The organism is Halobacillus sp. ABA4_118 (assembly GCF_056160205.1).
The window spans coordinates 3,734,614-3,747,843 of sequence record NZ_JBSWWS010000001.1 but is presented as its reverse complement, the minus strand read 5'-3'; the positions used below and the strand labels follow the sequence as shown (position 1 = coordinate 3,747,843).

Sequence of the window (13,230 nt, the reverse complement as noted above, 5' to 3'; positions counted from 1 at the left end):
TAGAAGGGGTCCATTTTTTTGCATTATCGGACAATTCTTACTTGTTATAAACCTATTGCGGCCCTTTTTTTCAACTGGTATCATTTATCCTTTAGTTCGAAACGGCAGTACATGAAACAGTGGATGAAAAGGAAGAGGGGTTTCAACATGATAAATATCTTATGGGGGTTAGGCGGAGTGAGTGTCGTCTTCATTCTGGCCCTGCTATTTTCAACAAATAGAAAAGCGATTCGCTGGAGAACCGTTGGCGCAGGTCTTTTGCTGCAGGTTTCTTTTGCCTTCCTGGTTTTCGCAACCAGTGGAGGGCAGAAACTACTCGGAGCCATGTCTTCCGGAGTAAGTAAGCTGATCGGATACACAGAGGAAGGAATCGGTTTCCTTTATGGACCGCTGATCAATCAGGAAGGGATGGGCATGCTGTTCGCCTTTCAAGTCCTGCCGACAATTATATTCTTCAGTTCCTTGATTGCTGTATTGTATCACCTTGGTATTATGCAGATCGTCATAAAGCTGATCGGAGGATTCCTGTCTAAAGTTCTCGGCACGACGAAGGTGGAAAGCATCAATGCTGCAGGGAACATTTTTGTCGGACAGACAGAGGCGCCGTTATTGATCCGTCCATTTATATCCAAAATTTCCAAATCGGAATTGTTTGCTGTGATGACTGGTGGATTCACCTCTATAGCCGGGTCAACGCTTGTAGGATATACACTTCTCGGCATTAACGTAGAGTATCTGCTGGCCGCTTCTTTTATGGCTGCACCGGCGGCCCTTGTGATGGCTAAATTGTTTCTTCCAGAGACTGAGCCGCGTTCGGAAGAGTTCACTGATATCAACCCGGAAGACAGCGATACGTCGAACGTATTCGATGCTGTGGCAAACGGAGCGGTGACCGGTTTACGGCTGGCCCTGAATATCGGAGCGATCCTGCTGTCGTTCATCGCCCTTCTGGCCCTGTTGAACGGGATGGTCAGCTGGATCGGTGGTTTGTTCGGCTTTACGATTACCATTCAGCAGCTGCTTGGATATGTGCTGGCTCCTCTGGCATTCGTGATTGGTGTCCCTTGGGAAGAGGCTGTTAGAGCAGCTGGATTTATTGGGGAGAAAATCATGGCCAATGAATTTGTTGCGTTTTCCAGTCTTGGTGAAGCTAAAAGCGAATTAAGTGCGAAGGCAGAAATTGTGACGACCTTTGCATTAACGGGCTTTGGCAGCCTGTCTGGTATCGGCGTACAGATCGGCGCCCTTGGCGGCCTTGCTTCTGACAGGAGGAAAGACGTAGCCAACCTGGGTCTTAAAGCTGTCGCTGCCGCCACACTGGCCAACTTCCTGTCAGCCAGTATTGCTGGAATGTTTCTGTTATAAGACGAAAGCACCTGAGATGCTCAGGTGTTTTTTTGTGTGCTCTGTTCGAACATCCGTACGTTTATCTTTTTATGGAAAAGGCAAAGGAGGAAGGACTACAGATTACAATTGGAGGAGTATTCGTGAAGAGAAGTCTTTTAATTATTCTGGCTGCTATAGATATTCTATACATGCTTACCATCATTTTCAGATATGATTTCACCTTTGAAGGGGTGATTAATCTATTGTTCGGCTTTGCCTTCGCTGCAGGCATCGTTGTTTCTGCTCTCTTCATATTTCAGGCCCAGTATAAAAAAGGGTTTCATCCCATATTATCTATATTCGTACTGGCTATGAGTGCCGCTTCCTTAGCATGGCTCGCCTTTTTCAACTTTCTAGCAGACTTCATAACCTGAAGCATACCCGGGGGCACTCCCCGGGTATTTGGCATGGTACGATTGTTATCGTAAACTTTTCTGCCGGAAAAGATAAAACCTGCCCTCCCGGGTAGACTGGATGTACAAAGAGTTCTGCTTCATAAAATTGCAGAATACTTGGAATGATTTAAAAATCAGGGTTATTTTCGCTATAATAGAACCATAGACAAGAGAGGGTGTTGGTATGAATCCATTGGAAACACGAATGAAATTTCGAAGTCAGGAGTTGACTGGAACAACTTCCGGCTTGTGTGAACAGTATATACAAACCAATCTGGTAACGCTCCCGAAAGCCTACGCTTTCGATTTTCTTTTATTTTGTATGAGAAACCCAAAACCATGTCCGGTTGTGGAAGTTATGGAAGCGGGGGTGACGAATCCGGCTTCCGCAGATGCGGATATCCGCACCGATCTCCCGCGCTATCGGATTTATAGAAACGGCTTCTTTTCAGAGGAAGTCCTGGATTTGAACGAAGTCTGGCAGGATGACTTTGTTACTTTTCTCATTGGATGTTCCTTTACCTTTGAACAGGCCCTTCTTGACGGGGGGATTCCTCTGCTCCATCAAGACCAGAACAAAGTCGTCCCAATGTTTGATACGAATATTCCCCTTAAAGAAGCAGGCATCTTCAAAGGAAATATGGTTGTAAGTATGCGTGCCGTTCCGAATCATTTAGTCGATCAGGCTTTGGAAATCTCCCAGCAATTTGAATCTTCCCATGGTGAGCCTGTTCATATCGGTTCTCCGGAGCAGATCGGAATCGACGACATTCAACAACCGGATTATGGTGAAGCTGTTACCTTCGACAGGGATGAAATGACACCGGTATTCTGGGCATGCGGCGTAACTCCGCAGAATGCCGCCCTTCAGGCACAGCCTTCGATTATGATAACCCATGCGCCCGGACACATGCTTATTACAGACGAAAAAGATCCAAATTATTCCTGATGTGGGAAGGGGAGGTGTGTACCATGGGAAGGAAAGTGATTCTCGACTGTGACCCCGGCCATGATGATGCCATATCGATTATTTTAGCAGCTTCTCAAATAAGTCCGCTTCAAATCGAAGCGATAACGACCGTGGCCGGAAATGTAGAAGTGGAGAAATGTACATCCAATGCTTTACATGTTTGTGGAATGATAGGACTGGACGTTCCAGTGGCTGAGGGAGCGGCAAAACCTTTAACAGGCGGTCCGGTGACAGCAGGAGATTTTCATGGGAAATCGGGGCTTGACGGTCCCGAACTTCCAACCGTTCCGACAAAAGAGCCGGTTGAACAGCATGCGGTGGACTTGATTATTGAAAAAGCTCTTCAATCAGAACAGAAAATCACGCTCGTCCCGACAGGTCCTTTGACAAATATTGCCTCAGCTCTCATCAAGGAGCCCGGGATTAAGAACAATATTGAGGAAATCGTCTTGATGGGCGGGGGAACGTTCGGGAACTGGACGCCAGCGGCCGAATTTAATATATGGGTGGATGCAGAAGCGGCTGAGCACGTATTCAAAAGCGGCATTCCGATTACGATGTTTGGTCTTGATGTGACACATCAAGCACTCGCCGACCGGGATATTATGGACAGGGTTGCAGCTGTCGATCACCCCGCTGCCCAATTTGTTTTTGAGCTTCTGGAATTCTTTTCGAAAACGTATAAAGATGTCTTTAACTTTGAAGCCGGACCCATTCATGACGCGTGTACAGCTATGTACCTTATAGAACCAGACATCTTCGAATGCAGGCATGTGCATGTGGACGTGGAGACAAGAGGAGAATATACTACGGGTATGACAAGTGTCGATCTCCTTGGTGTAACGAAAAAAGAACCGAATGTCCATTTTGCTGTTCATTTGGACAAGGAAAAGTTCTGGAATGTTTTTGAAAAAGCTTTGCGCTCCTACATCGACTAACCGCTATATTTTCATAAGTGCATTGAATATTCTGATAAATAACCTTATCCTTGAGATAAGGTTATTTTTTGGCCTTAACATACTGACTGGTAGGTATAATAAAGGAGGAGGAGTCCATGCAGTACGTTGAAACGGTAACAGGACCGATCAAGACGGACAAGCTTGGCAAAACGTTGATTCATGAACACTTTTTCTTTGGGTATCCTGGTTTCCAAGGGGACCTGACCCTTGGAGGGTTTGATTTTGAAGAGAAAAAACAACAGGGCCTTAAAGTGGCCGAATTGATGCAGACGCAGGGGGTTGAAACGGTCGTCGATCCTACTCCGAATGAATGCGGACGTCATGTAGAACTGCTCAGAGCCGTTTCTGAAGCGAGCGGCCTGAACATTATTTGTGCCACCGGTTATTACTATGAAGAGGAAGGGGCCACCCCTTACTTCAAGTTCCGTCAGCAGCTTGGAACAGCTGAAGAGGAAATCTATCAATTATTCAAAGCAGAAATAACCGGAGGGATAGAAGGAACCGGTATTAAACCGGGCATCATCAAGCTGGCTTCGAGCAAAGGGGAAATTACGGAGTATGAGCGCATGTTTTTCCGGGCAGCGGTACGAGTGCAGAAAGAAACAGGCATCGTTCTTTTAACCCATACGCAGGAGGGAACCATGGGACCGGAACAGGCAGCTTTCCTAATGGAAGAAGGAGCTGATCCTAAAAAGGTTGTGATCGGCCACATGTGTGGAACGACAGATATTACGGAACATCTGCAGGTGCTGAAGCACGGAGTCTATCTTGCGATGGATCGCTGGGGCCTTCAGGGAATAGTCGGCGCCCCTTCGGATGAGCAGCGGACAATTGTTTTAAAGGCTCTTCTTGGATCAGGGTATGAAGACCAGCTGTTTCTTTCCCATGATACGGTCAACGTCTGGTGGGGCCGGGACCCGGTTATGCCTGACGCCCTGAAGGAACTCCTGAAAAACTGGAAGCCGGACTATTTATTCCAGCATATTCTTCCTGGTCTACTGGAGGAGGGAGCCGTAACCAGCGGGCAGCTGGAGCAGATCTTTTCCAGAAATCCCGCCAGGCTTTTTGGACAAACTTATGAACCTCAGCCGGAACAAAGGCAGTCACAGGCAGAATGGATGTAAAAGAAGGAAGGATTATGGACCTGACACAGTCAGGTCTTTTATTTATTTGGCTCTGTTATTGCTTGGTGTTGTTATTTAACATGTGAGCTCAGATCACCCCTTTCTGTCATGGGATTGTAGGAGGCGGCCTTGGGAATGACTCCCTTTCCACGGGGTACCGTGAGCCTTCTCAAACTTCGTTCCCCGCGGAAGCGGACGGTTTTCCCTGCCATCCCATGCTCTGAGTAAACAACGGACCGGAACCTAATTCCAGACGGAAACGATTTAGTAATCGTTTAAAATATCAACCACAGACTTTAACAGAGCTATTTATTTAATGAAGGAACCGCTTTCGTAAAGCTGTTTTCAATCAAGAGCAGTGAATCATACAGAAAAGCATAGACTTTTCAAAGGAACAGGGATAAAATCGAAGTTTAACAAACAGGTGATTGAGGGATATATAGCAGGGATTATTTACAGATAGAGAGAAAGAGGAAGGTGTTTGAACAATGTTACAAAATCCAACAGGGAAAGAAAGAATCGGATTAGCGTTTCTGCTTGGAATGCTCGGGATTCTGGGTCCGCTGAATATTGATATGTATCTGCCGAGTTTTCCGGCTATCGCGTCTGATCTAAATACAAGTGCTTCATTGGTGCAGCTCAGCCTGACCGCCTGTCTTATAGGTCTGGCTGTTGGACAGATCGTCGTAGGTCCAATCAGTGATGCGCAGGGCAGAAAAAAGCCATTAACCATTTTTCTGGCTTTATTCTCTGTTGCTTCACTTTTGAGTGCACTGGCACCGAACATTACCATTCTTGTTATAGCAAGGTTTCTGCAGGGTTTTACTGCTTCGGCAGGAATCGTTCTCTCACGTGCGGTTGTGCGTGATGTGTTTACAGGACGCGAATTGACGAAGTTTTTTGCATTATTGATGGTTATTAATGCGACCGCTCCAATGATTGCTCCGATGACAGGAGGGGCGATTCTGCTACTGCCATTTTCAACATGGGAAACGATTTTCTTTTTCTTAAGTATTGTCGGAGCGGCTATCGTTTTGACGGTCATTGGGAAAATGCCGGAAACTCTTCCAAAGGAGAAAAGGATTCCAAGCTCTGTCAAAGAATCTATTTTGACGATTGGACGCCTGCTTAAAGATCGTTCCTTCATTGGGTATGCGTTGACCATCGGCTTTGTCCACGGGGGAAGCTTCGCTTATGTATCCGGAACACCGTTCGTTTATCAAGGCATTTATAACGTATCTCCCCAAGTCTTCAGTATCTTGTTCGGAATGAATGGACTTGCCATCATCACAGGGAGCTTTTTGATCGGTCGTCTCGGAGGAATCATCCATGAGCGCAGCCTGCTGCGTACGGCTGTTCTGACAGCTGTAACCGCCACAGGGTTTCTACTGGTAATGACTTGGATAGAAGGGCCTTTGTATTCCATCGTTACTCCTATTTTCATTTATATGACAGCGATGGGAATGGTGCTGACGAGTACATTCACTCTTGCCATGGAACATCAGGGCCACCGCGCGGGAAGCGCCAGTGCAGTTCTCGGTATGCTTCCGCTGTTGTTTGGAGCCGTGGTTTCACCGCTGGTCGGTTTGGATGAAACGTCTGCTGTACCTATGGGACTGATTTTATTCAGCACATCCTTTATAGGAGCGGTACTCTTCTTTACACTCACCAGTAAAAGTCAGCATGCGTCTGCTTAAACGGCGAACCACCTCTTGGATGAGTTTTCTTAATCACCATATGATGAATGCTGGTATGGAAAGAAAGCTTTGGGGAACAATAAGTGTCGGATCTTTGTCCACTTCATGAGCGGATGATTTCTCTACTGACATGAGTTTTTGTAAAATGAAAAGGCAGTAAGTCACCAGCCTGACCCGGCTGTAAAAAAAGGAGAATAACTATGATAACGATTCATGCATTTCTAACAGCGAAAGAAGGACGGGAGGAGGAACTGTTCAATGAATTGAAAAAAGTGATCGAGCCTTCCCGTAACGAAGCGGGTTGTGTCGATTACGTCCTTCACCGTTCTCTTGATGATGCTTCTGTATTCGCTTTTTATGAAACGTGGAAGGACCAGGAGGCGCTGCAGATGCATATCGATTCTGACCATTATCAGGCCTATCGTGAAGCGACCAAAGATCTGACCTCCTCACGTGAAGTTCATAAATTAGAAAAAGTTCAGTGAAACCGCCGTCTCCCGGCGGTTTTTTTATGGGCGGTTTCCTCCATAAGTGTAGAAGAAAAAAGAGAGATCAACGAAAAAACGGTCAAGGTTACAGCAATGATACAGGCGGGATCATCGTCATCTGCTGTGAATAATCTAATCGATTCTACCTATCAAATAATTCAACGGCTTATGTTAAGATATAGGAAGTTTTCTATCAGGTAGGAAACTGAATCTACTACATAGGAAGTGACTGCATGAGAAAGATTACAGTGATACTATTTGTGTTGATTCTGGGAGTTATCGCAGCCGCATGCTCAGAAGAATCGTCTTCGGATCAACAGGACAATAAAACAGAAACGGAAGAAGAAACGAAGGAAAACGAAGGGACAGAATCGGCTTCATCAGATACTCAGCACACGGAACAACCATTTAAAGCCGTAGATCCGGATGATTCAGCAGCTCCTTTAAAAGAAGGATTAACCGAAGAAGAATTAAACAACATGCCGTCTGCAGAGGCGCATGGGGGTGACCGGACCCGGATGGTGCCGGTGGGAGAAACACTTGTGAAAGGGGCTGAAGATGAAAGTTCAGGCCCTTTGAAGGATCATAGAATCGTTGCTTATTATGGGCACCCGGATTCTGAAAATATGGGAATCCTTGGGGAAATGGAACCCGACGCACTCATGAAAAAACTAAAGGAACAGACACAAGCCTATTCCAACGCTGATCCTGAACGACCGGCTGTTCCGATGATTGAGTTGATCAGTACGGTCGCGCAGCGCACGCCTGGTCCGGAAGGTAAATATTATCACCGCACCTCGCCTGAAGATATCGACCGTTACGCGGAACTCGCTGAGGAGAACGATGCTTTGTTGATGCTTGATGTTCAGCTGGGGACCGATTCTGTGATGAATCAGGTCAAGCTGTTGGAAAAATGGTTGAAACTCCCGCATGTACATCTTGCCATCGATACGGAATTTCACGTGGCTGAAGGCGAAACGCCGGGAGTGAATCTAGGTCAGGTAGATGGAGCAGAAGTACAGCAGGCAGTGGATTATTTATCAACGATGGTGGAGGAAAACGACCTGCCGGATAAAATGATTCTCGTCCACCAATTTATGGATGAAGCGCTGACAAACAAGGAAGCCATCACACCGACAGATAACGTTGAAGTTGTCCTCAACTATGATGGGTGGGGGGATTCAGCGACTAAAATGTCTCTTTACCGCAAATTCGTCCGTAATGAAGCTGTCCAGTACGGAGGATTTAAAATCTTTTACAAAAAGGACGAACCGGTGATGAGTGCCGAAGATGTGCTGAGGCTGGATCCAAACCCTGCGGTGATTAATTACCAATAATTGATATGTAATAGACGGAGGAGGGATATGTCATCAGTCTTATAGTTGTTGTAGTCATTATTATATCGCTCTGGTCCATCACGCATACGATAGAAAAGAACACACAGAAAATCACCACTAAGATGGACGAGCAGAACAAATATTTAAAGCATATCCACGAGGCTGTGGAAAAAGGAAAACAATAGCGCTTCTTTTTTCAAGAGATGCAGAAATGCATCTCTTGTTTTCGTTTCATTTCAAATCCTTCCTCAATAGATGGGTGCATGGACTGGGAAGCATTTAAAGATGTAGGACAACAGAGGGAATTTATTTTTATGCGTACAGTATGGTGAAAAGATAGGTTCTTCTATGAAAAGCGAACTATAGGAAAGGAAGAGGCTGAGAAGAAACGGTGCCATACGTTAACGCTGTGTAAATGGGCATTTATGGAATTTCAGAAAGCGTCGCATCCGGTGATGTGTACGAGATAGATGTAGAAACAGATGAAGATATTCCAAATACAGAACGATAACGGACAACGGTTTTTCATTACAACCGTCAACCCTGTCATCCAAGAGCATGGGAGGGCAGGTTTTTAATGTTTACTCGTGCTAAGGTAAAAGAGAAGGAAAGGAGAGGAGAGATGTGAAGGGCATTGAAACAATGCAGAAAGCACTTCAATATTTAGAAAGCCATTTGAAAGAGGATTTTTCGATGAAGGAAGCGGCCAGGGAGGCCTGTCTTTCTCCGTTTCAATTCCAAAGAACTTTTCATCTTTTAACAGGTACAACGGTAATGGAATACATCAGAAGAAGAAGGTTGACACTTGCAGCCCTGGAGTTGAAGCAGGGGAACACCAGAGTCATAGATGCTGCGTATCGATATGGCTATGAATCCCCGGAATCTTTTGCACGGGCCTTCCGAAAACAGCATGGATGCCCGCCGAGAGAGATAAGGCTTCCTGAAAGGAAGGTGACTGTTTTTAATCCCCTCGTCATTCAAGTAACTATCAAAGGAGCTGAGCCGATGAAGTTTCATATTGAGGAAAAGGAAGGGTTTAAGGCTGTTGGAGTGAAAAGGGAAATATCCTGTCTGCACGGGGAAAACCTAAAGAAAATCCCTGAGATGTGGGTGGAATTAAATACGGATGGCACGGTTGAGGAAATCGCAGCAGTGAATAACGGACCGGTCAGAGGGATTTTGGGGATCTGTGAAGATCGGTCGGATGAAAAAGAAGGTGTCATTGATTACTCGATTGCTGCAGCCAGTGTGAACGAAGTTCCTGCCTCTATGACCTCCATCTCCATTCCAAAAGCTGTCTGGGCTGTATTTGAAGTGAAGGGTCCAATGCCTCAGGCGATGCAGGAGAAGTGGGAACAAATTTATTCCGAATGGTTTCCTTCAAGCAGCTACACACAGGCCCCCGGTCCTGAACTCGAAGTCTATCCTGAAGGAGATCCTTATAGGAACGATTACTTTTCTGAGATTTGGATCCCCGTGCAGAAGTGATGGTTGTAAGCACAATTCATTCCCGAATTGTGCTTTTTTTTGTTGGGAAAAGGATTTTTCTGTTCCCAGGGAGAAGTAAAGGGTAAAGGAAGAGTATGGATATTGAGAGGAGCAGACGAATGAAAACAGCAACGAATTTCTTTATGCGGGAGATTACATCAGAGGACTGGGAAGCGGTCCACAGCTATGCGTCCATTTCTGACGTCTGTCGTTTTCAGGCATGGGGACCGAATTCAGAGAGAGAAACGAAACTTTACATAGAGCAGGTCCTTTCCGATACGAGCGTGGAGGACCCGACCAGGTATGTTTGGGGGCTGGCGGATATTGAAGAAGGTCATTTGATCGGAGCTGCTGAAATGAATATTCTGGATAAGGAAAATGAAATCGGCCGGATCTCTTATGTGATCCACCCGGGGTACTGGGGACGCGGCATCGCTACACAGGCGGCGGAGCAGATGATTTCCTACGGATTCCAAAACTTGACCCTGCATAGAATTGAGGCTGTCTGTGATCCACGCAACGCCGCAGCCATCCGTGTTTTGGAAAAGAACGGAATGGAGAAGGAAGGACGGATGAGAGGGCATTTGAAACTCGATCAAGGCTGGCGGGATTCCTACTTGTACAGCATCCTTGTGACGGATGCTCTTTATCGTTGAAAGGCAGACCGAAACAGAGGAGGAAGTAATATGACCACTCCGGTCAAAAATGAAATCGGGACCGTTTTTATCCCTGTCCGGGATATAGAAAAATCCCGTGACTGGTACTGCTGCCTATTAGGTGTACCCAATGACGGTGAAATCGTCCATGACCACTTGTACATCCTGCCGATGAAGGGGACTGGAGCGGTTTTGGACAGCCGGATATATGAACCCGGCAGAACATTTGATATTCCGGTTTTTCATTTGAATACGACAGATATAGAAGCTGCTTATGATTACATGATGTCTCAGAACATCAATGTTGTGACAGAAATCCAGCACCACCACTATTTTAATTTCAAAGATCCGGATGGCAATCTGCTGATGATCTGTCAATGTTGATATTGGATGCATCTGAAAAGAGGAGGTTCGGTAAATGGAGAAGCAACACCGACTTGTCCATATGCTTTCTATCAAGTATCCCATCATACAGGCGGGAATGGCAGGAGGAGTTTCGTCTCCGTCCCTTATAGCAGAAGTGTCGAACCATGGAGGTCTCGGTACACTCGGCGGTGGCTATATGCACCCTGAGGAAATGAGGTCGGCCATTAAAAATATCAAAGAAAAAACCAGCAGGGCATTTGCTGTGAACCTGTTTGTGCCAGAATATCCCGAAGTAAGTGGAGAAGAGGTGACAGCCGCCCATAAGGCGCTGGAACCCTACTATGATAAATTGGCTGTACACGAACGTCAGGACCCCTTTCTTGATGTGGAATTGTTTGAACAGCAGATCAATGTCGTATTGGAAGAGAAGATACCAGTCGTAAGCTTTACATTCGGTCTCCCTTCAGGAAGGGTCATGAAAGCATTGAAACATTCAGGTGTCATTACAATAGGAACAGCTACAACTGTTGAAGAAGCTGTTTTGAATGAAATGAAAGGCATGGATATCGTCGTTGCTCAGGGAAGTGAAGCAGGCGGGCACAGAGGCTCTTTCCTGCAGAGTTTTGAAAAGAGCATGATCGGTCTCTTTTCACTCATTCCCCAGGTCGTAGATGCGGTGAAGGTTCCGGTTGTTGGAGCGGGCGGAATCATGGATGGCCGTGGTTTTTCGGCTGCTCTCTCCCTTGGCGCTGAAGGGGTCCAGATGGGAACCGCCTTCGTAACAAGCCGGGAGAGCGGAGCCCATGAGTTGCATAAGGAGATGATCCAAAAGGCCAGAGAAGATGAAATGACATTAACCAGCGCCTTCAGCGGAAAGCCGGCCCGGGGCATCCGTAACACTTTTACAAAATCGTTGAGCAGACATGAGGACCTGCTCCCATACCCTTTGCAAAACCAAATGACAAAAGCGATCAGACAGGCCTCCGCAGCCAAAGGAAACCCGGAATACATGTCCCTCTGGTCGGGGCAGAGCCCAAGGCTCAGCAGAGACACTTCAGCTGGAGAAGTAATCAGTGATCTTGTATCCTATGTTGAAGAACATCGGGTGCTGCCCATCACCTGGTCATCTACATAAGGAAGAGCAGGTGAACATACGGACAGTTTACATAATAAGGGGGAGGTCGCGGGAGGAATGGCACCAAAGCACATCATATCGGCAGCGACGGTCATATTGAATGAAGAAGGAAGATTTGTACTGATTCAGGGGCCGAAGCGGGGCTGGGAGATTCCCGGTGGGCAGGTGGAGGAAGGAGAATCCTTAACGGCAGCTGCTGTCAGGGAGGCTGAAGAGGAATGTGGATTGAAGATTGAAGTGATCCGGTTCTGCGGCATTTTTCAAAACGTTGATCGGTCTATCTGTAATGCCCTTTTCATTGGAAAAGTGATTGGAGGAGAATTGAAAACGACCGCAGAGGCTCTGGATGTTGGATTTTTCAATTTGGAAGAGGCTGAAAAGCTTGTCACATGGACGAATTTCCTGGAAAGGATTCAGGCGTGTCTGGATGAAAAGAATCAGCCCTTTTTATGTGAATGGTAAAGAGAGAAACCCGGGCGTTAAGAAGCCCGGGTTTTTGTTATGAATGGGAGGAGGATGAATGAAAAAGTCTGCAGGGAAACATGAGGTTTCTCTGCAGGCGGTTGGTAAAATAATTCGATTATGCTTTAATATGGAGCTTCCTGATAGGCTTGATCTGCTGCTGCCGGCAGTCGGTGATACAGCGGATAAACTTTTGTATAAGCCAGTTGGATCACGGGACCGAGAAACAGCATAGGGGCCAGTGTTCCAAGTCCCACAGGTCCTCCAATAAGGAAGGCCAGAGAGGTCATGATGACCGCTACAATCGTCTGACCTGCCTGCAGGCTTAATTGGAAACGTTCACTGACAGCAAGGAAAAGCTGATCGACAGGCGCTCTCGGGAATTCCGGCAGAATGTAGATGGCTACACCAATACCGATAATGATGACACCGGCAAGCAGAGTCACAACTTTTACGAAGAACGGGGCAGCCGTTAAGTTTACACTTGCAAAGACGATTTCAAGCCAGAAGTCCAGGATGAGACTTTCCAGGAATACAGGGATGACCGCCCGGATTTCAGGCATTGATTTCATGAGCTTTGCATTGATGAAGATAATTATCAGCTGAAAAACCCCGTACCAGAAACCGACCGTAAATCCGAGGTGGTCAGAAACCCCGATGAAAAATGACGTCCAGAATCCAGCTCCCAGTGTGGCATTGATAAGCAGCGCAACACCGAAGAAGTTAATAAGCATACCGGTCAGATAGACGATTGAGCGGTAAAGCAT

Annotated in this window: 14 protein-coding genes; 13 read left to right on the top strand and 1 reads right to left on the bottom strand. The window is 46.4% G+C overall.

The window, feature by feature from the left end; translation table 11 throughout:
- Positions 1-150 precede the first annotated feature (150 nt).
- The 13 genes from ACXAGL_RS19255 to ACXAGL_RS19195 all read left to right on the top strand — a co-directional run bounded on the left by ACXAGL_RS19255 (position 151) and on the right by ACXAGL_RS19195 (position 12,463).
- Positions 151-1,365, top strand: a complete 1,215-nt coding sequence (locus tag ACXAGL_RS19255; protein ID WP_474992420.1) for a NupC/NupG family nucleoside CNT transporter — start codon at positions 151-153, stop codon at positions 1,363-1,365.
- A gap of 122 nt (positions 1,366-1,487) precedes the next feature.
- Positions 1,488-1,760, top strand: coding sequence for a hypothetical protein (locus tag ACXAGL_RS19250; RefSeq protein ID WP_474992217.1), 273 nt, complete (start codon positions 1,488-1,490; stop codon positions 1,758-1,760).
- A 205-nt stretch (positions 1,761-1,965) separates the two neighbouring features.
- On the top strand, positions 1,966-2,730 hold the full coding sequence (locus tag ACXAGL_RS19245; protein WP_474992215.1) for a putative hydro-lyase: 765 nt from the start codon (positions 1,966-1,968) through the stop codon (positions 2,728-2,730).
- Between the two features lie 23 nt (positions 2,731-2,753).
- Complete coding sequence (locus ACXAGL_RS19240; RefSeq protein ID WP_474992213.1) at positions 2,754-3,689, top strand: nucleoside hydrolase; 936 nt, start codon at positions 2,754-2,756, stop codon at positions 3,687-3,689.
- A 116-nt stretch (positions 3,690-3,805) separates the two neighbouring features.
- The gene (locus tag ACXAGL_RS19235) at positions 3,806-4,834 is read left to right on the top strand and encodes a phosphotriesterase family protein (protein ID WP_474992211.1); all 1,029 of its coding nucleotides are present in this window, start codon (positions 3,806-3,808) and stop codon (positions 4,832-4,834) included.
- A 488-nt stretch (positions 4,835-5,322) separates the two neighbouring features.
- On the top strand, positions 5,323-6,531 hold the full coding sequence (locus ACXAGL_RS19230; RefSeq protein ID WP_474992209.1) for a Bcr/CflA family efflux MFS transporter: 1,209 nt from the start codon (positions 5,323-5,325) through the stop codon (positions 6,529-6,531).
- A 200-nt stretch (positions 6,532-6,731) separates the two neighbouring features.
- Positions 6,732-7,016: a putative quinol monooxygenase gene (locus ACXAGL_RS19225; RefSeq protein WP_474968850.1), complete on the top strand. Its 285-nt coding sequence runs from the start codon at positions 6,732-6,734 to the stop codon at positions 7,014-7,016.
- A 236-nt stretch (positions 7,017-7,252) separates the two neighbouring features.
- Positions 7,253-8,356, top strand: a complete 1,104-nt coding sequence (locus ACXAGL_RS19220; protein ID WP_474992208.1) for a hypothetical protein — start codon at positions 7,253-7,255, stop codon at positions 8,354-8,356.
- A 624-nt stretch (positions 8,357-8,980) separates the two neighbouring features.
- On the top strand, positions 8,981-9,844 hold the full coding sequence (locus tag ACXAGL_RS19215) for an AraC family transcriptional regulator (RefSeq protein ID WP_474971303.1): 864 nt from the start codon (positions 8,981-8,983) through the stop codon (positions 9,842-9,844).
- A gap of 119 nt (positions 9,845-9,963) precedes the next feature.
- Positions 9,964-10,500 (top strand): GNAT family N-acetyltransferase, encoded by a 537-nt coding sequence (locus ACXAGL_RS19210; protein ID WP_027954602.1) that lies wholly within the window; start codon positions 9,964-9,966, stop codon positions 10,498-10,500.
- A 30-nt stretch (positions 10,501-10,530) separates the two neighbouring features.
- Positions 10,531-10,884, top strand: a complete 354-nt coding sequence (locus ACXAGL_RS19205; RefSeq protein ID WP_474971304.1) for a VOC family protein — start codon at positions 10,531-10,533, stop codon at positions 10,882-10,884.
- A 34-nt stretch (positions 10,885-10,918) separates the two neighbouring features.
- On the top strand, positions 10,919-12,001 hold the full coding sequence (locus ACXAGL_RS19200) for an NAD(P)H-dependent flavin oxidoreductase (RefSeq protein ID WP_474971305.1): 1,083 nt from the start codon (positions 10,919-10,921) through the stop codon (positions 11,999-12,001).
- Positions 12,002-12,058: 57 nt separating this feature from the next.
- Positions 12,059-12,463 carry an NUDIX hydrolase gene (locus ACXAGL_RS19195; RefSeq protein ID WP_474968846.1) on the top strand — a complete coding sequence of 135 codons (405 nt, stop codon included), beginning with the start codon at positions 12,059-12,061 and terminating at the stop codon, positions 12,461-12,463.
- Between the two features lie 125 nt (positions 12,464-12,588).
- On the opposite strand, the gene ACXAGL_RS19190 is transcribed toward ACXAGL_RS19195, so the two are convergent.
- A complete protein-coding gene (locus tag ACXAGL_RS19190; protein WP_474968845.1) occupies positions 12,589-13,230 on the bottom strand; it encodes a YczE/YyaS/YitT family protein in 642 nt (213 codons plus the stop codon).

Bases quoted from the DNA above. Each gene is read 5' to 3' on its own strand.
- ACXAGL_RS19245 (WP_474992215.1), top strand. From the start codon at position 1,966: ATGAATCCATTGGAAACACGAATGAAATTTCGAAGTCAGGAGTTGACT.
- ACXAGL_RS19240 (WP_474992213.1), top strand. From the start codon at position 2,754: ATGGGAAGGAAAGTGATTCTCGACTGTGACCCCGGCCATGATGATGCC.
- ACXAGL_RS19235 (WP_474992211.1), top strand. From the start codon at position 3,806: ATGCAGTACGTTGAAACGGTAACAGGACCGATCAAGACGGACAAGCTT.
- ACXAGL_RS19230 (WP_474992209.1), top strand. From the start codon at position 5,323: ATGTTACAAAATCCAACAGGGAAAGAAAGAATCGGATTAGCGTTTCTG.
- ACXAGL_RS19225 (WP_474968850.1), top strand. From the start codon at position 6,732: ATGATAACGATTCATGCATTTCTAACAGCGAAAGAAGGACGGGAGGAG.
- ACXAGL_RS19220 (WP_474992208.1), top strand. From the start codon at position 7,253: ATGAGAAAGATTACAGTGATACTATTTGTGTTGATTCTGGGAGTTATC.
- ACXAGL_RS19210 (WP_027954602.1), top strand. From the start codon at position 9,964: ATGAAAACAGCAACGAATTTCTTTATGCGGGAGATTACATCAGAGGAC.
- ACXAGL_RS19205 (WP_474971304.1), top strand. From the start codon at position 10,531: ATGACCACTCCGGTCAAAAATGAAATCGGGACCGTTTTTATCCCTGTC.
- ACXAGL_RS19200 (WP_474971305.1), top strand. From the start codon at position 10,919: ATGGAGAAGCAACACCGACTTGTCCATATGCTTTCTATCAAGTATCCC.
- ACXAGL_RS19195 (WP_474968846.1), top strand. From the start codon at position 12,059: ATGGCACCAAAGCACATCATATCGGCAGCGACGGTCATATTGAATGAA.
- ACXAGL_RS19190 (WP_474968845.1), bottom strand. From the start codon at position 13,230: ATGCTTTACCGCTCAATCGTCTATCTGACCGGTATGCTTATTAACTTC.